The sequence below is a fragment of the Pseudomonas sp. Mn2068 genome (genome assembly GCF_049319725.1).
GTDB classification, from domain to species: Bacteria; Pseudomonadota; Gammaproteobacteria; order Pseudomonadales; family Pseudomonadaceae; genus Aquipseudomonas; species Aquipseudomonas gingeri.
This window is the reverse complement of sequence record NZ_JBMOUG010000005.1, coordinates 379,175-398,108: the sequence shown is the minus strand read 5'-3', so window position 1 is coordinate 398,108 and position 18,934 is coordinate 379,175. Positions and strand designations below refer to the sequence as shown.

16 protein-coding genes are annotated in these 18,934 nt (G+C 63.7%); 8 read left to right on the top strand and 8 right to left on the bottom strand.

The window, feature by feature from the left end:
• The first annotated feature begins 176 nt into the window (after positions 1-176).
• Together ACL9RJ_RS14920 and ACL9RJ_RS14915 are read left to right on the top strand one after the other, a co-directional pair.
• Complete coding sequence (locus ACL9RJ_RS14920; RefSeq protein WP_103032546.1) at positions 177-1,796, top strand: FAD-dependent oxidoreductase; 1,620 nt, start codon at positions 177-179, stop codon at positions 1,794-1,796.
• On the top strand, positions 1,793-2,119 hold the full coding sequence (locus ACL9RJ_RS14915; protein WP_017128835.1) for a 4Fe-4S dicluster domain-containing protein: 327 nt from the start codon (positions 1,793-1,795) through the stop codon (positions 2,117-2,119). Before ACL9RJ_RS14920 ends, ACL9RJ_RS14915 begins: the two co-directional genes overlap by 4 nt.
• Here ACL9RJ_RS14915 and ACL9RJ_RS14910 read toward each other — a convergent pair.
• The 3 genes from ACL9RJ_RS14910 to ACL9RJ_RS14900 form a co-directional block, all read right to left on the bottom strand.
• Entirely contained in the window at positions 2,095-3,069 is a 975-nt protein-coding gene (locus ACL9RJ_RS14910; protein ID WP_017128836.1) for an alpha/beta hydrolase, read from the bottom strand. The two genes, ACL9RJ_RS14915 and ACL9RJ_RS14910, sit on opposite strands and share 25 nt — an antisense overlap.
• Positions 3,070-3,238: 169 nt before the next feature.
• Positions 3,239-3,826 (bottom strand): plasmid pRiA4b ORF-3 family protein, encoded by a 588-nt coding sequence (locus ACL9RJ_RS14905; protein WP_177109497.1) that lies wholly within the window; start codon positions 3,824-3,826, stop codon positions 3,239-3,241.
• A 545-nt stretch (positions 3,827-4,371) separates the two neighbouring features.
• Entirely contained in the window at positions 4,372-5,292 is a 921-nt protein-coding gene (locus ACL9RJ_RS14900; RefSeq protein WP_017128857.1) for a LysR family transcriptional regulator, read from the bottom strand.
• A gap of 175 nt (positions 5,293-5,467) precedes the next feature.
• Between ACL9RJ_RS14900 and ACL9RJ_RS14895 the strand changes: the two genes are divergently transcribed.
• From ACL9RJ_RS14895 to ACL9RJ_RS14870, 6 genes are read left to right on the top strand one after another with little or no spacing between them, the layout of a single operon-like run.
• A complete protein-coding gene (locus tag ACL9RJ_RS14895; protein ID WP_042936705.1) occupies positions 5,468-6,085 on the top strand; it encodes a thermostable hemolysin in 618 nt (205 codons plus the stop codon).
• The gene (locus ACL9RJ_RS14890) at positions 6,082-7,647 is read left to right on the top strand and encodes an AMP-binding protein (protein ID WP_177119031.1); all 1,566 of its coding nucleotides are present in this window, start codon (positions 6,082-6,084) and stop codon (positions 7,645-7,647) included. Before ACL9RJ_RS14895 ends, ACL9RJ_RS14890 begins: the two co-directional genes overlap by 4 nt.
• Positions 7,622-8,503 (top strand): TauD/TfdA family dioxygenase, encoded by an 882-nt coding sequence (locus ACL9RJ_RS14885; RefSeq protein WP_212810853.1) that lies wholly within the window; start codon positions 7,622-7,624, stop codon positions 8,501-8,503. Before ACL9RJ_RS14890 ends, ACL9RJ_RS14885 begins: the two co-directional genes overlap by 26 nt.
• Before the next feature lie 9 nt (positions 8,504-8,512).
• Complete coding sequence (locus tag ACL9RJ_RS14880) at positions 8,513-9,640, top strand: aminotransferase class III-fold pyridoxal phosphate-dependent enzyme (RefSeq protein WP_017128861.1); 1,128 nt, start codon at positions 8,513-8,515, stop codon at positions 9,638-9,640.
• Complete coding sequence (locus ACL9RJ_RS14875) at positions 9,618-10,958, top strand: aspartate aminotransferase family protein (protein WP_422765401.1); 1,341 nt, start codon at positions 9,618-9,620, stop codon at positions 10,956-10,958. The genes ACL9RJ_RS14880 and ACL9RJ_RS14875 overlap by 23 nt, the downstream gene beginning before the upstream one ends.
• A 2-nt stretch (positions 10,959-10,960) precedes the next feature.
• A complete protein-coding gene (locus tag ACL9RJ_RS14870; protein ID WP_177116436.1) occupies positions 10,961-12,376 on the top strand; it encodes an amidase in 1,416 nt (471 codons plus the stop codon).
• Between the two features lie 6 nt (positions 12,377-12,382).
• Here ACL9RJ_RS14870 and ACL9RJ_RS14865 read toward each other — a convergent pair whose 3' ends face one another.
• From ACL9RJ_RS14865 to ACL9RJ_RS14845, 5 genes are all read right to left on the bottom strand, one after another.
• A complete protein-coding gene (locus tag ACL9RJ_RS14865; RefSeq protein WP_017128864.1) occupies positions 12,383-13,291 on the bottom strand; it encodes a DMT family transporter in 909 nt (302 codons plus the stop codon).
• Between the two features lie 150 nt (positions 13,292-13,441).
• Positions 13,442-14,632, bottom strand: coding sequence for a cyanate transporter (locus ACL9RJ_RS14860; RefSeq protein WP_042936715.1), 1,191 nt, complete (start codon positions 14,630-14,632; stop codon positions 13,442-13,444).
• A 152-nt stretch (positions 14,633-14,784) separates the two neighbouring features.
• Positions 14,785-15,237 carry a cupin domain-containing protein gene (locus tag ACL9RJ_RS14855; RefSeq protein WP_178992018.1) on the bottom strand — a complete coding sequence of 151 codons (453 nt, stop codon included), beginning with the start codon at positions 15,235-15,237 and terminating at the stop codon, positions 14,785-14,787.
• A 171-nt stretch (positions 15,238-15,408) separates the two neighbouring features.
• Entirely contained in the window at positions 15,409-16,476 is a 1,068-nt protein-coding gene (locus tag ACL9RJ_RS14850; RefSeq protein ID WP_103032825.1) for a hypothetical protein, read from the bottom strand.
• A 68-nt stretch (positions 16,477-16,544) separates the two neighbouring features.
• Positions 16,545-18,932 carry a hypothetical protein gene (locus ACL9RJ_RS14845; protein WP_177119028.1) on the bottom strand — a complete coding sequence of 796 codons (2,388 nt, stop codon included), beginning with the start codon at positions 18,930-18,932 and terminating at the stop codon, positions 16,545-16,547.
• Positions 18,933-18,934 lie beyond the last annotated feature (2 nt).

Here is an 18,934-nt window from a genome sequence, read left to right as displayed (position 1 = left end):
CGATCCAGCGCTGTCCGATTGGCGGCTCGAACGACCGATTATAAGCAAAGAACACTTTGGCCGGTGCCTCTGCGACGGCGTTGCTGTATCAATACCGGCTGCAACGCCATCAACCACCTGACTGTCGTCGGGCTCGCTCTATCCAGTACTTCAGCGAATCCAACGAGGGGACCAACATGTCAGGTTTGCAAGAGCGCGTGGGCGGCCGGGAGTGGCGTGCCGATGTGCTGATCATCGGCGGGGGGCCGGCGGGTACCTGGGCAGCCATCAGCGCCGCCGCCCGTGGTGCCAGTGTGGTACTGGCCGACAAGGGCTACTGCGGCGCATCCGGGGCCACCGCGCCGTCGGGCACCGCCGTCTGGTACGTCGAGCCCGATGCGCGCAAGCGCGAAGCGGCCAAGGCCAGCCGTTATGCCCGGGGTGGCTATCTGGCCGAGACCGCCTGGATGGACCGCGTGCTCGCGCAGACCTACAGCAATATGCAGACCCTCGCCGACTGGGGGTATCCCTTCCCGCTGGACAGTGCCGGCGAACAACGCCGCATGTCCTTGCAGGGCCCCGAATACATGCGCCTGATGCGCAAGCGGGTGAAGCAGGCGGGCGTGCGTATTCTTGACCACAGTCCGGCCCTGCAACTGCTGACCGACCCTGACGGACGCGTCAGCGGTGCCACGGGTATCTCGCGGCAGAAACATCAGGCATGGCGGGTGGAAGCGGCGGCGGTGGTGATCGCCACCGGAGGTTGTGCGTTCCTCAGTCGCGCCCTGGGCTGCAACGTGCTGACCGGCGACGGGCACCTGATGGCCGCCGAAGCCGGTGCGCAGTTTTCCGGCATGGAGTTTTCCAACGCCTATGGCCTGTGCCCGGCATTCGCCTCGGTGACCAAGTCGGCGTTTTACCAGTGGGCGAACTTCTATCATGGCGATGGCCGGCTCATGCAGGGCGCCGGTTCCGCACAAGGGCGCAGCGTCATTGCCAAGGCGCTGCAGAGCGAAGCGGTGTATGCGCGGCTGGACAAGGCCGACGCCCGGGCCCAGGCGCAGATGCGCCTGGCGCAGCCGAATTTCTTCCTGCCGTTCGACCGTCTCGGTATCGATCCCTTCAGCCAGTTGTTTCCCGTGACCTTGCGCCTGGAGGGCACCGTGCGCGGCACGGGCGGCCTGCGCATTGTCGACGAGCAGTGCGCCACCAGCGTGCCGGGGCTGTTCGCCGCCGGCGACGCGGCGACCCGCGAACTGATCTGTGGCGGTTTCACCGGCGGCGGCAGCCATAACGCCGCCTGGGCCTTGTCTTCCGGCTTCTGGGCCGGGGCCGGGGCGGCGCAATTCGCCCAGGGCAATCGGCTGTGGGGAGGTATTCATCTGCGCGAGCAGGGTGGTGCCGGTCTGCTCGATGCGCGGGGTCGGCAGCTGGACCCCGGCGCCTTGATCAAGGCGGTGCAGGACGAAGTCTTCCCGTACCAGCGCAACTGGTTTCGGCGTGGCGACGAGTTGCAGGCCTCGCTGGGCCGGCTCGATACCTTGTGGCAACAGGTACGCACGGCGGCACCGGCCTCGGACAGCGAGCAGACCCTGCGCCTGCGCGAAGCCAGCGCGATGCTCGCCGTCTCGCGCTGGATGTACCGCAGTGCCCTGGAACGCACGGAAAGCCGGGGCATGCATCGGCGCAGTGACTACACCCGCCTCGACACGGCCCAGCGCCATCGCGTGCTCAGTGGCGGCCTGGACGAAGTCTGGACCGCTCACCAGTCGCTGGCACCGGTGGACGAACAACTTCTCGCGGAGCAGGCGGCATGATCGAACTCATCGACGCCCAACGCTGCACCGGCTGCAACATCTGCGTCCTGGCCTGCCCGACCAACGTCTTCGCGCCGGTGGCGGGGCAGGCACCACGGATCGCCCGGCAGGATGACTGCCAGACCTGCTACATGTGCGAAGTCTACTGTCCGGAAGATGCCTTGTTCGTCGCTCCCTACGCTGATCGGCCCGCCACCGATGCCGAGATCGCCCGGCAGGCCGGACAGTGGCTGGGCAGCTACCGCGAGGCGGTGGGCTGGGGCAAGGGCCGCCAGTCCACCGCCAGCGCCGACCAGAGCTACCAGTTGCTGGGCAAGGCCTGAGTCACCGGGGCCTGGTCACGGATGGCCTGGTCGAGGATGGCCTGGTCGAGGAAAAGCGCCGCGTTTTCCAGCGCCTGCATCCCTTGCGGCAGAATCGCCGCGAACAGATGCCAGACGTGAAACATCTGCGGCCAGACCTCCAGCGACACCCGTACGCGGTTCTCCCCCAGGTGGGTGGCGAGCCGCATGGCGTCGCTGAGCATCACTTCGTTTTCCCCGATCTGCACAAGAATCGGCGGCAGCCCCCGGACATCGGCGAACACCGGTGAGGCATCGGGATCGGTAGGCAACGCACCGTTGAGAAAGGCCTTGGCGAGTAGCGTCAACCCCAGGCGCGAGGCCTGCGGGTCGAGGCCGTCGCGGTTGTCGATGGAGGCGCCCGTATGCGCAAGGTTGGCCCATGGCGACAGCGCCGCGCCGCCTGCGGGCAGAGGCAGGCCGGCGTTGCGCGCCTTGACCATCACCGAGACGACCATCGCACCGCCGGCCGAGTCCCCCGAGAAAACGATGGAGCGCGGGTCGTTGCCCTGCTCAAGCAGCCAGCGATAGGCCGCCAGGGTGTCATCGATCGGGATCGGGAAGGGATGTTCGGGTGCCAGTCGGTAGTCCGGCAGATAGACCCTGGCCCCCAGCAGCTTGGCGAAGTGCCCGGCCAGGCCCAGGTAGCCCTTGGGACTGCCGCCTACGTAACCCCCGCCGTGGATGTAGAAAAGAATCCGCTCGCCTTGCAGTCCGTCGGGAATCACCACGGCGCCGGGGATGCCGCCCATATCGATGGCATGGGTGGTGACACCCTCGGGAATCGGGTGCGAGGACAGCACCTGTTCGTAGGCCTGGCGTTGCTGGTCAAGGGTGGTGGTCGTTTCCTGACCCAGGAGAAAAGGGCCGAAGTCGGCGGCCGATGCGACCCAGGCGTCGAGACGGGCCTGGACAAGGGGAGTGAATGCCATGGAAGGTTCCTCGTGTGGCAACCCCGCGACAGGTTCGGGGGTTGGCGAATGAGGTTCCAGTTTATTCCTGGAATTGACGAATGGATTTCCCCTCTGTGGGGCCGGATGTGTTGACCGAACGTTCGTTGAAGACGTTCTGGATAGCGCCAGGGGCGTGCCAATAGCGGGCTCAGGCGCCGATCTGCCTCAGCAACCGATTGACCCGGACCGCGTCAAACGCGGCCGGATCAAAACCGCTCTCGCCGAACCACTCCAGCATGTTTCCGTGCTCGGGATGAGTGGGGTCGGTCAATGCGGCCAGACACTCGCCATACCCGGGCGCGCCACCGATATCTTCCGGTGGGCAGGCGTTGGCCCCGTCGATGCAGTACGGCAACGCGGGGCAGGCCTCGGCGGGCAGGGTCTTTTCCAGAGTGATCAGGTGCTCCCAGTTGTCGCCGAAATCGTAGACATAGTGGAACGTGCTGTGCTGCTGCAACACGTGAACCAGGGCATTGCCTTGTTCCGCGACCGGCGAGCCGTCCTGATGACTGCCGGAGACTGGAGCCCTGTAGTGCCTGCCGGCGATTTCAAAGCGGTGCGGGTGGGTGTCACTCCAGCCCATGCTCGTCTGGATGACCCGGTGCAGGGTGTCCAGGGAAATGCTGTCAGGCACCGCGACCTGGCGCCAGATCGTGGGAATGATGGTTTTCAGTTCGATGCGCAGTATCTGCACGCTGGCGGTGTGTGGCTCAGCCGGGCGGGTGGTCTGGGGCATAAGGCGCAGGCAGCCTCGCGGTGGTCAATGGCAGGGAGTTGTCAGGCCGATACTAGCGGTGTTGCACCGTGGCGAAAATCAGATGGGACGGACAGGTTTGGTGTGAATAGGCCTACATGCCTGGCTGGGGTTTAAACCTCGATCTATCCCTTGGGAGCGTTTCGTCACCGTCGGGAGTAGTTGGCTGCAACTAGTCGGACCCTATGCCCGCCCACCTGTTACGTACAACGCCCCCAGAAAGGAACAACGGGTGTATTAGCAAAAGATTATCAACATAATAATGACGTCAATATGTTGCCAACGTCCCTTGTTGCTGCAGCAAATGCCCATGAACGGCTGCATTCGTGCATATCGGCGGGTATGTAACATGTTTTTGCGCAGTGCCTGGCGAGAGGTTTTCCGTGTCTCGTGCCCGGAGTATGAGTATCGACGGATTGTCCGACGTTTTTACAACTAAGCCGCCACTTGGCCTTTAATTGACACCGCACCAATTTAACCGGAACCGGTACACACTCAAACGCGTGTCCCGGCTCTCGGCGACACTCCTAGGCGCAGACCTTGGCAATCTGTTCGCGCAGCCAGGTGTTGGCACTGTTCTGGCCGGCCTTGCGGTCCCATAGCATGTCCATGGTAAAGCTGGGCAGGCCCGCCGGGGGTTTGCAGAAGGAAAACTTGCTTTCGTCGCAGATCAGCGCCTGGATGCGACGGGGCAGGGTGAGCACCAGGTCGGTGCCGTTGATCATCTCAAGCGCCGCGACATAACTGTTGGAGCGAGCAACTATCTGCCGGGTATAACCCTGTTTGCCGAGCCAGCCGTCGACCATGTTGGTGTCCGACATCCAGGGCGTTGGAAAGATATGTTGGCGCTCGACAAAAGTTTCCAGGTTGAACTTGTTGTCGGGTGGCATGAAGTTCTTGTCGACCACGCACACCAGGTCGTCGTCCAGCAGTATTTTGGATTTGAAGTTCTTCGCGTCGCGATGAAAATTGGGGCCGGAGCAGATAACCAGATCGAAACGGCCATCGGCAAGTTTCTCGACCGGAATGTCTTTATGAAACTTGTGGATGTTCAATATGACCGGGAAACTGCTCTTGATAAAACTCTTCAGCAGGCTGGGCAGAATCAATAGTTCAAAATATTCAGGTGCACAGATATTGAACGTGATCTCTTTCTTCGCCGGATCGAAGGGTTTAGTCTCCGAATGACAGAGGTTGATGCTCTTTATGATGTTGATGACATGGCTGTACATGCTGGTGGCCTTGCTGGTGGGCCACATGGCATTACGGGTGTGGATGAACAGCTCGTCCTCGAAGCTGGTGCGCAGCTTTTTCAGGCAGTAGCTCACGGTGGACTGGCTGACACAGAGGGTTTCGGAGACCTCGGTGACGCTGTTCTGCTCATAAAGTGCGACGAATACCATCAGGTCCTGCATGTCCAGCTTTCTGAGCAAATTGCTATTGAGCATAAAATCCGTCTCGGTGAATATCCATGGGTATTACTTTTCTTCATGTTTTTACTAAATCTGCCTATTTGTATATTAGCGGATGCAATTTAGTTTTTAAATAGCCTGTAGGAGTCCTCCTCCATATATTCGCGGCTCACATTTTGATAACCCCTGCACAGGGACGGAGGAGGACGAAATGTTGGTACGTGTCACGGAAAGCCAGACACCCTTGTGGACGCAGGCAACGGAAGTTGTGAAGGAAAAATTTCGCAGCTCTTATAAGGCAAGCGTGGAACCAAACCCGCAATATTTTGCACTAACGCAAGACGCCGAGGAACGGATTCTTTCTTGCGCCGGTATAACTTTTGCCGACCATCGAACACTGTTCTCCGAGCAGTATCTGCCGGAGCCGGTGGAGACGATTCTGTCGCGCCGCTTCGAGAAAACCATCGACCGCGCGAACATCGCCGAGATCGGCAGCCTGATCTCCCATCACCTGACGGCAGGCATCATCATGGTCAACATGATTCCCCTGCTGGCCTGGTGCATGGGGGCCCACTACCTGCTGTGCACGGTCACGCCTCGGGTCCGGGAGATGATGGAGAGCTGCCAGATCGTCTTCGAACCTCTGCTCGCCGCCGACCCGCAGCGACTGGCCGATGAAGCCGGCAAGAAGTGGGGCAGCTACTACTCGAAATTGCCGGTCACCGGGTTTATCCGCGTCGACCCGCAGCGCTCGCGATTCGCCGCGCTGACCCTGAACACCCTGTTCAGCCAGCTACCGACCGATCTGCCAGTGAGGGCGCAACCATGAGCCGTGCGTTCATTGCCGACTTGCGGCTGGCCTTGCAGGTCAACCGTCATGAAGTCTGCTCGGTCGATTGTGTCGCCGCAGGTCCCGAGCATGGGATTGCCCTGACCTATGGCGAGCTGGAACACCGGGCGTTGAACCTCGCCGCCGAGCTGCAGCGCCGCTTCAACGTCACCCCTGGTGGCGAACGTGCGGTACTGGGCATTGCCACGCGCAACAGCAGTGACTGGTTGATCGCCGACCTGGCCTGCCTGTTTGCCGGGATCACTGCCTTGCCGCTGCCCCTGGCCTTCAGTCAGTCCCAGGCCGAGCACCTGGCCGAGCGTTGCGACGGTTTCCTGGTGGACAACGCGGGCTTGCGTACCCTGGCCGAGCGCTGGCTGCTCGATTTCCCCGCCGACCGCCTGCGCCGTATCAGCGAGCCGGCCCTGGAGCAGCCGTTGCTGCACGAGCCGGACGACAGCGACTGGATCTGCAAGATCATCCACACCTCGGGTACCACCAGCCGGCCCAAGGGTGTACGCCTAAGCACGGCGGCGGTGGGGGCGGTGCTGACGTCCCTGCGCCAGGGCATGCCGGCCGATGCCCATCGTCGCTATCTGTCGCTGGTGCCCCTGAGCCTGCTGCTGGAGCAGGTCACCGCCGCGTACCTGCCGCTGCTGGCAGGTGGGACCGTGTATTTCCTGCCGGAAGAAGAGCCGCTGCTGGGTGAACCGGGGGCTTCGCCCCAGAACCTGATCGACTGGATCCTGCGGGTCCAGCCGACAGCCCTGACGGTTCCGCCGGTGATGCTCAATCGCTTCTACGAGCAACTGGCCCGGGGTGATGCGCAGGGCGAGCGCCTGTCGCGCTACCTGCATTCGGGTGTGCATATCACCTGCGGTGGCGCGGCGGTCGGCCTCGATATCCTCAATGCCCTGGCCGAAGACGGTATCCCGGTGTTCCAGGGCTACGGGCTGTCCGAGAACGCCTCGGTGGTCAGCATGAACACCGCGCAGCACCAGCGCCTGGGCAGCGTCGGCAAGCCACTGCCCCATGTCCAGGTGCGCATCGGCGCCGACCAGACCATCGAGGTCAAGAGCAGTTCACTGTTCAGCGGTTATTCCGGGCTGGACCCGAGCGCCTGCTCGATGTCCGCGGACGGCTGGATGGACACCGGCGACCTGGGTGAACTGGATGCCGACGGCTACCTGTATGTGCGGGGGCGCAAGAAGAACGTGATCTGCCTGCCCAATGGCCGCAACGTCAGCCCCGAGCAGGTCGAGCTGGAATACCGCGAATACCCGGGGGTGCGCGATGCCGCGGTGTTCTTCGACGAGGATCACGGCCTGGTGGCCCTGCTCTGTGTCGAGGCGCAACCGGACCACGCCGCACTGGCCAGTTGGTCGGGCCGTCGCTTCTCCGATATCGAGCGCCCGAGCCACCTGTGGCTGCTGACCAAGGACGATCCGCTGCTCGAACAACTCTACACCGTGACCGGCCGCCCGAAGCGCGCCGATATCGCCACTGTCTTCGCCACTCTGCAAGGGAATGCACACCATGAACACGCCTGCCTATCACTCTGAAAACCCCGATATCTCGATTGTCGAACCGCGCCATTTCGGCAGCCTCGGCAAGACCGAACTGTACGAATTGCTCGGACACTACGGCGTCGTGCTGTTTCGCAACTGCACTCACAACGCCGAGGATTTCAGTGCCTTTGTCCGCCAGCACAGCTCGCGACTGAGCCTCGATCCGGCCCGGGTCATGGTCGGTGGCGCGGCGCAACTGGTGGATGCGGGGCGCGATGCCGTCGGCCTGCATTGCGAGAACGGCAACTCGCCGTTCTGGCCGGACATCACCTGGTTCTATTGCCAGGAAGCACCGCGCAAGGGCTCGCAAACCACCCTGTGCGATGGCGAGCGGGTCCTGGCGAAACTCTCGCCGCAGTGCCGCGAGTTCTTCGAACTGAACCCGATCCGCTACAGCCGCACCGTTGCCGGCGACAAGTGGCGCCGCCTGGTCTGCCACTATTCCTCGACGCTGTCGGACCCGGCGGCGGTGGTCATCGATGACCTGCTGCAGGTCATCGGCGACGATCCGCGCACGCAGATTTCCTTCAATCCGACCGACGACTCGATCCATTACGCCTTCACCACCTCGGCGATCCTGGTCTCGGAGTTCAGCCGGCGTCCGGCCTTCGCCAACAGCATCCTCGGACCGTCCTTCAACTATGAGGCGCCGGTGATCGATACGCTGTCGGGGTTGCCGATCCCGGGCGAGTTCCTGGTCGAGATCGCCGCCGTGACCGCCCAGGAAACCTACCCGGTGGGCTGGCGCGACCACGACATGGTGATGATCGACAACCGCAGGGTGATGCACGGCCGCCAAGCCATCGTTGACGACCGTCGGCGCATTTTCAACGCCCTGAGCTACCGCTGAGACCTCTCTATGAAAACCAGGAACAAACAAATCATCACCGGCCAGTACGAGACCTACACCGACGGCAACGGTCGCCAGATCGTCGACCTGAGCGGCGGCTTCGGCTTCCAGGTGCCCGAGGTGATCGACGCGGTCAGCCGCCAGGCCGGCATCATGGGCCTGTCCAACCGGGTGCTGATGTCCGAGCCGCTGATCGCCCTGTGCCGCACCCTGGCCGAGCAGTTGCCCGAGCCGCTGGTCAGCTCCTATGTGTGCAGCTCCGGCGACGAAGCCTTCGAGGGTGCGTTGAAGCTGTGCAAGGGCCTCAAGCCCAAGGGCAAGACGATTGTCTTCATCCAGGGCGGCGACTATGGCTCGCTGAGTTACGGGCGCTGCCTGAGTGCGTCCCAGGACTATCAGGAGGTCCAGCGCTTCCTCGGCTTCGAGCGGGTGGCGATCAGTCAGGTCGGTGACCTGGACACGGTCGACTGGAACGACTGCTTCGCGGTCTGCCACACCAGCACGGTGATCGATGGCAGCGGTCACCTGCGCCTGATCGACCAGGCACTGCTCGACCAGGTGTATGCCCGGGCCGCCAAGGCTTCGGCGCCGGTCATCGCGGTCGATGTGCAGAGTTGCCTGGGCAGCCTGGGCCACCTGTTCGGCTTCCAGCGCTATCGCAACACGCCGGATATCGTGGTCCTCGGCGGCGCCCTGGGGGGCGGCGCCATTCCCATCGGCACCTATACCTGCAGCGAGCGGATGGCCTATGACGTCTACGGTCGCAGCAGCCCGGCGAAGCACGGCAGCACCACCGCGGGCAACCCGATGGCCTGCGTGGCCGCGCTGACCGCGCTGGACTATGTGCGCACCCACGATTCGGCCAGGCAGTGCCTGGAGAATGGTCGGCTCCTGGCCCAGGCACTGGCCCCGGTCGGGGCGGTGGCCTGCGGCGCCTGGGTCAGTGTGCCCGTGCCCGCCGACCTGACACCGGCCGAGCTGTGCGAGGCGCTGTACGAACAAGGCGTCTACGTCAGCGAACCACGGGGCCGCGAGCTGATCCTGCGTTGCCCGATCACCGCCCGTGCCGAACCCATCCAGCGTGCCGCCCAGATTATCAAGGAGACTTTCAGCCATGTCCTTAACCCTGCCTCATGAGCAACTGCTGGATGATTGCCAGCGTCACTGGAGTGCCTCGGCGGCCAAGCTCTACCGCCTGGGCAAGACCAGCGTCGAACAGCACACCGATGGCATCTATGTCACCGACCATGCCGGCAAGCGCTTTATCGACTGCGCCTGCAGCTACGGGGTGTTTATCGTCGGCCATCGCAACCCGCTGGTGCGCGAGCAGGTGCAGAACCAGCTGAACCGCATGGCGTGGGGTCCGGAAGGGCGCGTGCATCCGTTGCAGGAGGCGCTGTCCGAGCGCCTGCGCGACCTGGTCCCGGGCGACTGGGGCGATGTGCAGTACATGGTCTCCGGCGCCGAGGCCATCGAGCAGAGCCTGCGTTACGTGCTCAAGGTACAGAAGCACCGTCGCGGCATCGTGGTCATGGGCGATTCCTATCACGGCAAGACCCTGGCGGCGATGAGCATCCTCGGCCAGCAACAGCACCATCGCAGCTACGGCACCCATGCGCCGCAGGTGACCTACGTGCCGTACGGCGATTTCGCCGCCTTGCAGAAGGCGGTGGGCGAGGGCGTGTGCGCGGTGTATGTCGAGCCGATCCTCGGCGGCGCGCACCTACAGGTTCCGCCGGTGGGCTACATGGCCAACATCCGTGCCCTGTGCGACGCGACCGAGACCCTGCTGGTGGCCGACGAGATCCAGACCGGCTTCGGCCGTTGCGGCAAGTGGTTCGCCGTGCAGTACGACGAAGTGGTGCCGGACATCATGATCCTTTCCAAGGGCCTGACCGGCGGCTACACCTCGTTTGCCTGTGCCATGTACAGCCAGCGCCTGACCCGGCAGCATCCGCTGCGCGAGATCGAGCCGGACCAGCGTACCAACGGCGGTCACCCGGTGGCCTGTGCCTCGGCCCTGGCGGCCATCGATTATATCGAGCAGCACGACCTGGTGGAGCAGTCACGGGTCAATGGCGGCCTGCTGCGCCACGGCCTGCAACGGCTGGCCGAGCGCTACCCGCAGATCGTCGAGGACGTGCCGGGTGTCGGCCTGATGACCGGCCTGCGCCTGCGCGGCTCGGTCTATGAAGCGCTGATGAGCATGGAGCTGGGCAAGCGCGGCATTCATGCCGGGCATTCGATGAACGAGAAGGCCAGTCGCCCGGTGTTGCGTTTCTATCCGCCGTTGAACATCACCCCCGAGGCGCTGCGGCATGTGCTGACCATGACCGAGGAAGCCCTGGAGGCCATCGCCCAGCGGCCGGCCCTGGGGATCAAGGCGTTCTCCCTGGTGGTGCGCAACATGTACCAGATCCCCAACAAGCTGCTGCGCAGCAAGGGGGAGCGCTGAACATGTTCAATCCGGACACCCTGACCCTGCGCGAAATGGCCGGCCTGTTGCGCCGGGGCGCGCTGACCAGCGTGAACCTGCTGGAGTTCTACCTGCAGCGCATTGCCGAGCGCAATCGCTCGATCAATGCGCTGATCCAGCTGGAGTCGGTCGACGAACTGCGGCGCCAGGCCCGCGAGGCTGACGAGCTGGCCAGTATCGGCAAGCTGCGCGGACCTTTGCACGGGGTCCCGCTGACCATCAAGGACGTCTGTCATGTGCGGGGTTTTCGCATGTCGCGGGGCCTGGAGGAATTGCTCGGCGAGACCAGCGAGCAGGACGCCACGGTGGTGGCACGGCTGCGCGAAGCCGGGGCGATCATCCTTGGCATCAGCAACGTGCCCGAGCTGTGCATGGCCTTCGAGACCGAGAACCTGCTCTATGGCCGCACCCTCAACCCCTATGATCCGCAGCGCTCCGCCGGCGGCAGCAGTGGCGGTGAAGCCGCAGCCATCGCCGCCGGCTGCTCGCCGGCCGGCCTGGCCTCGGATGCCTGCGGCAGCGTGCGGATTCCGGCGCACTTCAATGGCATCTGCGGCCTCAAGCTGACCCAGGGCCGGGTGCCGTTGACCGGGCAGTTTCCCAATGACCGCTCGGGCCTGTTCCACCTGACTTCGGCCTTTGGCGTGATGGGCCGGTATGTCGATGACCTGGCCTTGCTCGGGCCGTTGATCAGCGGTGCCGACGGTCAGGATCCGGACACCGTCGACGTGCCCTTTGTCGAGAGCAAGCCCCTGGCCGAGCTGCGTGTGGCACTGTCCTGGGAATCGGCGCGGACCCGGGTCAGCCCTGGGGTGAAGCAGGTGTTGCAGCGGGTCGAGGCGTGCCTGGGGACGGTGGTCGCCGGGCTCTCTGCGGCGGTGCCGCCGATGCTCGATGAGGCCTGCGACGTGTTGTGGCGGGTGTTCATCACCGGCGCCGATGGCGGTCGTGGCTGGCAGCGGCTGTTCCAGGCGATGAACAAGCAGGCCTATACCCCGGCGACGGCGGAGCTGGTTCGGCTCAGCGGCGATGTCGAGCTGAGCGTCGACGAAATGAAGCGCGACTGGATTGCGATCGACACCTTCCGCTACCAGTTGGCGAAGTTCTTCACCGAGCACGATCTGTTCATCTGTCCGGTGTTCCCGGACGTGGCCTTTGCCCATGGCGAGTCCCTGGACGACCGTGACCGTTATGCCTTTGTCTTTCCGTTCAGCCTGTCCGGTTCGCCAGCGGTCGTGATTCGCGCCGGTCATGACCCGGACAGCGGTTTGCCGATCGGCATCCAGATCGTCGGGCCCCATTGGCAGGAAGAGCGCCTGCTGGCCGTCGCCGCGTTCCTCGAGCGCCAGCTGGAGCGCTGGACCCCGGTCATGCCCCGGGGTGCAACGACTCCCTGAGGCCGTTTACGCCAGCACCGGCTTGGGGGCACGACTGGTCATCACCAGCACCCCCATGCCGACCGCCACCAGCACGGCACCGACGGCTTCGATCAGCGTCGGTTGCTGCCTGAGCCAGAACCAGTGGAACAGGGTCACGAACAGCGTGTTCAGGTAGACATAGGAAATCACCGTCGACGGCGCGATCACCCCGATGGCCCGATGCAGCAGCCAGAAGGTGGCCAGGGTGCCGAACAGCGCCAGGTACAACAGCCAGAACATATCCCGCCCCGTCAGCAGCGCCCCGCTGCGCCAGCCCCCACTGAACAGACAGAACGCCAACAGGAACAGCGCGCCGAAGAGCATGTTCCAGAAGGTCATCGCCACCGGATCGCGGCCCTTCAACACGCCGGCCTTGAAGCGTTGGCTCAAGGGCGAGTAGAGCGCCATCGCCAGGCAACCGACACCGAATACCAGCACCGGATACAGCGCGGGCAATTCTCCTGGCGCCGCGCCCTTGAGGATCAGCATCACGGCGCCAGCCGCCGCGAGCACCATCGGTGCCAGGCGGGTCTTCAGGTTCGGGCTGGGCAACAAGAACACTTCGAAGCACAGCGTCATCAGCGGCACCAAGGTGTACAGCGTCGCGGTATTGACCGCGGTGGTGTAGCGCAACGCCTCGAACAGCGAGCCGAAATACGCCGCCAGCAACAGGCCCAGCACCCCATGGGCGAGCAGGCCCTTGAGCGAGATCGGCGAGGTGTTGTTCAACAGCAGCGGCAGGAACAGCAGGGCGGAAAACAACAGGCGCAGGCCGGTCAGCAGGATCGGGTCGATCGACTGGCCGACCTCGGCGGCGGCAAAAAAAGACGCGGCGATCAGGATCGCCCAGATCAACATGCCGCCGTGAGCGGTGGCAAAACTGGCTGGTTTCATGAGTGTTTCCAGGGTTGGGCGTGCGTGGCCATGATGGCCTGCGGGCACGGGTGGGAAGAGGCGTGGCGCAATGGCGCGGGGAGACGGGAAACGGTCCTTTCAAGGCTGGCCGGGCAGCCGCTGGGGAGACCCTGGAAGGACCGTCGACGCTTACTGGATATGCTGTGCGTAATGCTTGGGATTGAAGCGCAGCACCATCACGATCATTACCGCCATCACGGCCGCGAGGGACCACCAGGCCCACTCGAAGCTGCCCAGCTGGTCGCGGATCATCCCGGCGATCAGCGGCGAAAGGCCGGCGATCAGGTAGCCGATCCCCTGCACGAAGGCGGTCAGGCCGCCGGCGCGACGCGGGTTGTCCAGATGATCGAGGGAGACGATCAGACTCATCGGGAACAAGCCGCCGATCCCCAGGCCCAGCAGGCACGGCCACAGCAGGGTGAAGCGTTCGGGGCTGAGGATCAGGCCGCAGAAGCCGGCGATGATCAACAACAGCAGCACCGCCAGCACCAGGCGGCGATCCTGGCTGCGGTTGGCAATCGCCGGGGTCACCAGGCCGGACACCACTTCCATGGCGGTCAGCAGGCCCAGCAGCAGGCCGGCGCTCTGTTCGCTCCAGCCTTTTTCCACGTAGTAGGGCGCCAGCCAGGCCAGCACACAGGTGTAGGAGGCGGTGCCGAGGCCGAAGAAAATCGCCAGCAGCCAGGCCCGCGAGTTACCGACGAACGATTCCTGGCGACCGCTGGCCGGTGCCTGGGGCAGGTGCGGTACCGCCGAGCGCTGGGCGAACCAGACGATCAGGCCCACCAGTGCCAGCAGTCCCCAGACCGCCAGGCTGATCCGCCAGCTGCCGGTCTGCGCCAGGACAAACGGCGAGAACGACGCCGCCAGTGCCGCGCCGCCCATGATCGAGGTGACGTAGACACCCATGAACAGCGAGACATTGTTGCTGAAGCGCGACTTGATCAGCGCCGGCATCACCGCCTGGATCAGGGCGATGCCGAGGCCGGCCAGTACCGCGCTGAGGATCAGTTCGGCGGTGCTGTCCAGGTACAGCCGCGACGCGGTGGCCAGGCCGATGACCAGCAGCGACACGACAATGGTGCGGTGCTCGCCGAAGCGCTGGGCGATGCGCATGCCGAGGAACATCGCCAGGCCCATGGCCATGACCGGCAGCATGGTCAGCAACGCGGCGGCGCTGAAACTCAGCGGGATATCGCCACGAATGGCCGACAGCAGCGGGCCGACAGCGGCCATTGACGGCCGCAGGTTGAGTGCGACCAGTACCACGCTGACCATCAGCCAGACGGCATGAGCGCTTGAAGCTCTAACGTTTTCCATGTGGGAGCCTTAGATTACAAAGCTCCGATTAGGCCACCTCGGGTGCGCCAGGGCAATTTGAAAACTAGGCGGCGATATCGAGAAATTAGGATTCGCTGCCGTGCGGCCAGGCAAACGCCACGCGCTTGGGGTGGCGTTTGCCTGCATTGGCGTTACGGTTTCAGGTCCACCAGCGACTTGCCCTTGTGCACCACGTAGGTGGCCAGTTCCGAGGCCTGGTCCTTGCCGATGTTCTTCGCCAGGTGGGCGACGCCCTCGGGGATAAACAGCGAATCGCCGGCCTTGAGCGTCACGGGCGGCTGCCCTTCGAGCTCATATTGCATGGTGCCCTTGAGCACATAGGCGACTTCCACCCCGGGATGGGAGTGGCGGGGCGCGGCCACGCCGGGTTCGAAGTCGACCCGGGTCTGGATCACTTCGCGGCCGGACGTGGCGTCGAGGTCCTTCTGCACCAGGTCGGTACGGTGCAGTCCGGTCTGCCAGCTTTTCATGGCCGGCGCGGTGGCTTCCTGGGCCTGGGACAAGTTCGAGAAGGCGGCGAGGGCGGTGACGGCCAGGACCAGGCCGAAGGTTCCAAGGGGGTTACGGGACGCAATGACGGACATCATGGTTCTCCTGCACATGCACGGCTGGGCCGCGCGGGACACCGCGGATACGGCGAGTCCATCAGGCCCCCGTCGTGTATCGCGCGCATGTCGTGCAGGTCGGGATTTGTATGCGAAGTTGGCTGGAGGCGGCCGGGATACAGTCACATACAAATCCTCCGGCATCGGTCCTCAGTCATCCGCCGGGTCATCGAGCGATATGCGTCGCAGCCGGCCGGTCAGGGCCTTCACGCCGTTCTCCGGAGTGGGCAGCGCACGACCGCTCAAACCCATGCCTTCGCTGACCACCACCGCGCCCGGCACCAGGCACAGGTTGGACGGGGTATCCAGGCCAAGGGCGAGCACGCTGACCTGGCCCGCTTGCAGGTCGCAGCTCAGCAGCCGGCCGCTGAACCGCTCGAAGCCGCCATGCCGGGTTTCGCCCGCCCAGCCCGGTGGCAGGGGTTCGAGCAGGCGGTCGCAGAGTTCCAGTATCAGCAGTTGGCCCGTGGGTGTCAGGGCCAGGCCAGTGGGCAATTGCAGGCCGCGCACCACGGTCTCGATCTGACCGCTGGCCGGCCAGGCGCGGATGACCTGTCCGGCCTTGTCGGCAAAGTCGATCCCCTGTCGGGCCGGGGAACTGTGCAGTTCACCGGAGAACAGGCTGATCAGTACGGCGTCGGTCGCCGGTTCATGGACCAGGGTCACCGGCACGGCGTCCTGGCCCTGGTCCAGGTCGGGCAGTTCGACCAGTACCCGCTCACCGTGTTCGGCGGTGAACTCCACCAACTGGTTGGTATCGGGCTTGACCGCCAGCCAACTGTGCCGGGTCGGGTGGTAGCACAGTGCATTGAGGTTGCCGCGGCTGCTGAAGACCGGTTCGGGCGGACTGTACTGCAGGTCGAGCAACCGGGAACCTTCGACGTAGTCGGTCAGGCTGACCAGGTAGCGCCCCTCGCCATGGGCGACATCGGACAGTCCCATGATTTCGTCGCGCAACATGCGCGCCTGCATGTTCATCGAACGATAACCCTGGGCCACGGTTTCCCGAGGCAGGTAGGCGCCGGGGTTCTGCGGGTCGGGGAGCAGGCGGCTGATACGGCCGCTGAGGGGCTGGTCCGGCAGACCGGAGCCGGCTTCCACCAGCAGCAGGCTGCCGTCGAAGCGCGCGCACAGGCCGCGCGGATTAAGCAGGCCCTCGGCGATGATACGGCCCGCGCGCAGGTTTTCGATCGGGTGATCGGGAACGGTAAGGGTCATGACAACACTCCATGTTCAAGGTGCCGGGTGACAGGGCGTCACCCGGCGTTCCGTTGGCGGTGGGCAGATCAGTATTGATCGTAGTCACTCATGCTCAGGGGCAGCGGTGGGTAGTTGCGCTTGACCAGTGCCTGCGCCCAGAGCTCCAGCACGGCGCGGCGGCTTTGCGACATATCGCGGGTGATGGGCATCGACAGGGTGCTTTCCTCCTGGTACTCCTTGCTGATCAGCACGATCAACTGGTCGACGGCGCCCTCGATCCGCTCCAGGGAGTTGAGGGGCATGTACTTGCTCATGATCGGGTACAGGTAATAGAAGGGCTGCAGGATGCGCGGGTAGATGAAGGTGTCCCAGATCACGATTCGTGCACTGGCATTCTGGTAGATCTTGTTCCACTCGTTGACGAAGTCCTGTTCCAGTTGCGGCTCCAGTGGCAACAGTCGCAACGGCGCGAGGAAGTCGGTATAGGCCTCGGTGTAGTTGAAGCTGAAGGGGATCTTCGGCGGCTGTTTGCCTTCCTGTACGAAGAAGCGCAGGGTCGGAAAGCCCGGGGCCTGACCCTTGGCGGTCAGCAGCGCAATGCCATTGGCGTCGGTCTGTATCTGCGTGACGCTGTAGTTCACGACACTGTTTTTCGGGTCCTGCAGCGTTCCCTGCATCGCTATTGCCTTGTCGAAGGCCAGGCTGGGAGCCAGGGACACCGAGGCGGCGGTCGGCAGGTACTGCTGATAGGTGATGGGAATCCCCTGATCGGCTTCAATCCCGGTATCGATGGCGGTGAGCCGGCGACCGCTGCCCGTGCTGGCATGCGCGGATTTTTGCAGGCTATCGACAAACTGCGGCAGGTTGGGCTGGTTCTGCTTGCGATCCTGCGGATAGTCGTAGAACAGCGTGAAGTCGGCCGCGTTGCTGAACGTCAGATAGTAGTTGCTGGTGCTGAGCATGAAGGCGTTGGCGTACTCCGCGACCCACAGCACGGTACCGGACGGTGCCGGCTGGCCGTCGCGCTGCACCATGATCTGCAAGGTCCGGCTGTCGCCGACATCGATGAAACTGGCGCTTTGCACCACTTCGGCGGTCCATTTCTGCTGGGTAGCGGTCGTTATGGCGTTGTCGTTCTGGCGCAGTTCCAGAGCACCGGTCTGCAGCTTTTGCCGCAGTGACGCGTTGAACGGCAGATCGAGGATGCCGGAGCGCTTGTCGAAGGCGGCCTGTTGATACTGGGCAAATCCGAAATCGGCCACGGCGGTGAATTGACCGGCGTTGTTGACACCCAGGGTGAAATCGCCGACCTGGTACTTTTCCGCCACGGGAATATCGGCACCCGGATTGGCCTGGTAGAAGGGGAAGGTGGTCGAGAGGTCCAGCGACAGCGTATCGCTGTCGGACTGCAGGTGCGTCGAGGTCACCCCCAGTTGGATTGCGACACCCGGTGGCAGCGTGGTATCTCCGGGCACCTTCTTGTACAGGCTGATCGGTGCGGCGGGAACCAGGCGTTGCCCCGCCGGCGCGGTGGGGAACTCATCCTCGAACCACAGCCCCAGGGTGCCGGCGGTACGGCTGTAGGCCGGGTTGAAGAAAATGTCGGCAACGTTGTCCAGGCCCTTCTGGTACATCTCCTGCACCTTGGCGTGGGCCGCGGCGCTGTTGGTGTGGGTATCGATGGGCGGATAGTTGTTGAAAATGCCGTTCTTGTCGTAGCAGGTCAGGTAGGTGGAGAAGCGGAACATCAGGCCCTTGGCGTTCTGTTGATCCATCTGTTGCTGAAGGTTCTGCAGCAGTTGCGAGTCGCCGATCACCCATTGAATATGGTCCCTGGGAAAACAGGTCTGCCAGGTGGTGGTGACACTGATCAGCCCGCCCAGCGGTGCCCATCTGAAGTTGAGGAAACGGTCGAGCATCCGGTGCTGGCGGTTGAGGGTCAGGCCGCACTGGGCGTCGCCCAGCACCAGTTTGTCGAAATACAGCGCCGTGAAGGTGTTCTGCCAGGGGCTGACATCGACAAAGCGCGCCGGCGGCAGGCTGTTGCTGCCCAGTGGATTGCCCAGCAACTGGTAGGGCTTGTTGATCAGCGCATCCTGGTCGATGTACGCACCGGTCTGGATTTCTCCGCCGATGATCACCGAGCGGGTCTGGCCGTAATTGACCGTGCCGCAGGCGTTGTCACCGAACAGGTCCCATTCGGCGGGAATCATCGGGTAGTTCTTCGGGTCGGCGTTGCCCGGTACCTGCAGCACATAGTCGGGGACATCGCTGAATGCCAGCGGTTTGATAAACCAGGGCATCAGGGTGCTGGCGGCGTTGGCCGGGGTGATCTCGTAGTGGGCGAGAAAGGGCCAGTTCATCTCCATCTTGACCGCTTCGTATGCCGGGAACACATCGTTGTTGTTGGCCGTCGGCGGGTTCCAGAACATATGCCCGTTGAAGTAGATGCGGGGAAAATTCAATACGCTCATGT

Excerpts from the sequence above, each read along its gene's own strand:
- ACL9RJ_RS14865 (WP_017128864.1), bottom strand. The coding sequence starts at position 13,291 with ATGAAACCAGCCAGTTTTGCCACCGCTCACGGCGGCATGTTGATCTGG.
- ACL9RJ_RS14905 (WP_177109497.1), bottom strand. The coding sequence starts at position 3,826 with ATGCCCCAGACCACCCGCCCGGCTGAGCCACACACCGCCAGCGTGCAG.
- ACL9RJ_RS14860 (WP_042936715.1), bottom strand. The coding sequence starts at position 14,632 with ATGGAAAACGTTAGAGCTTCAAGCGCTCATGCCGTCTGGCTGATGGTC.
- ACL9RJ_RS14885 (WP_212810853.1), top strand. The coding sequence starts at position 7,622 with ATGAACACGCCTGCCTATCACTCTGAAAACCCCGATATCTCGATTGTC.
- ACL9RJ_RS14915 (WP_017128835.1), top strand. The coding sequence starts at position 1,793 with ATGATCGAACTCATCGACGCCCAACGCTGCACCGGCTGCAACATCTGC.
- ACL9RJ_RS14875 (WP_422765401.1), top strand. The coding sequence starts at position 9,618 with ATGTCCTTAACCCTGCCTCATGAGCAACTGCTGGATGATTGCCAGCGT.
- ACL9RJ_RS14895 (WP_042936705.1), top strand. The coding sequence starts at position 5,468 with ATGTTGGTACGTGTCACGGAAAGCCAGACACCCTTGTGGACGCAGGCA.
- ACL9RJ_RS14890 (WP_177119031.1), top strand. The coding sequence starts at position 6,082 with ATGAGCCGTGCGTTCATTGCCGACTTGCGGCTGGCCTTGCAGGTCAAC.
- ACL9RJ_RS14870 (WP_177116436.1), top strand. The coding sequence starts at position 10,961 with ATGTTCAATCCGGACACCCTGACCCTGCGCGAAATGGCCGGCCTGTTG.
- ACL9RJ_RS14855 (WP_178992018.1), bottom strand. The coding sequence starts at position 15,237 with ATGTCCGTCATTGCGTCCCGTAACCCCCTTGGAACCTTCGGCCTGGTC.
- ACL9RJ_RS14850 (WP_103032825.1), bottom strand. The coding sequence starts at position 16,476 with ATGACCCTTACCGTTCCCGATCACCCGATCGAAAACCTGCGCGCGGGC.
- ACL9RJ_RS14920 (WP_103032546.1), top strand. The coding sequence starts at position 177 with ATGTCAGGTTTGCAAGAGCGCGTGGGCGGCCGGGAGTGGCGTGCCGAT.
- ACL9RJ_RS14845 (WP_177119028.1), bottom strand. The coding sequence starts at position 18,932 with ATGAGCGTATTGAATTTTCCCCGCATCTACTTCAACGGGCATATGTTC.
- ACL9RJ_RS14910 (WP_017128836.1), bottom strand. The coding sequence starts at position 3,069 with ATGGCATTCACTCCCCTTGTCCAGGCCCGTCTCGACGCCTGGGTCGCA.
- ACL9RJ_RS14900 (WP_017128857.1), bottom strand. The coding sequence starts at position 5,292 with ATGCTCAATAGCAATTTGCTCAGAAAGCTGGACATGCAGGACCTGATG.
- ACL9RJ_RS14880 (WP_017128861.1), top strand. The coding sequence starts at position 8,513 with ATGAAAACCAGGAACAAACAAATCATCACCGGCCAGTACGAGACCTAC.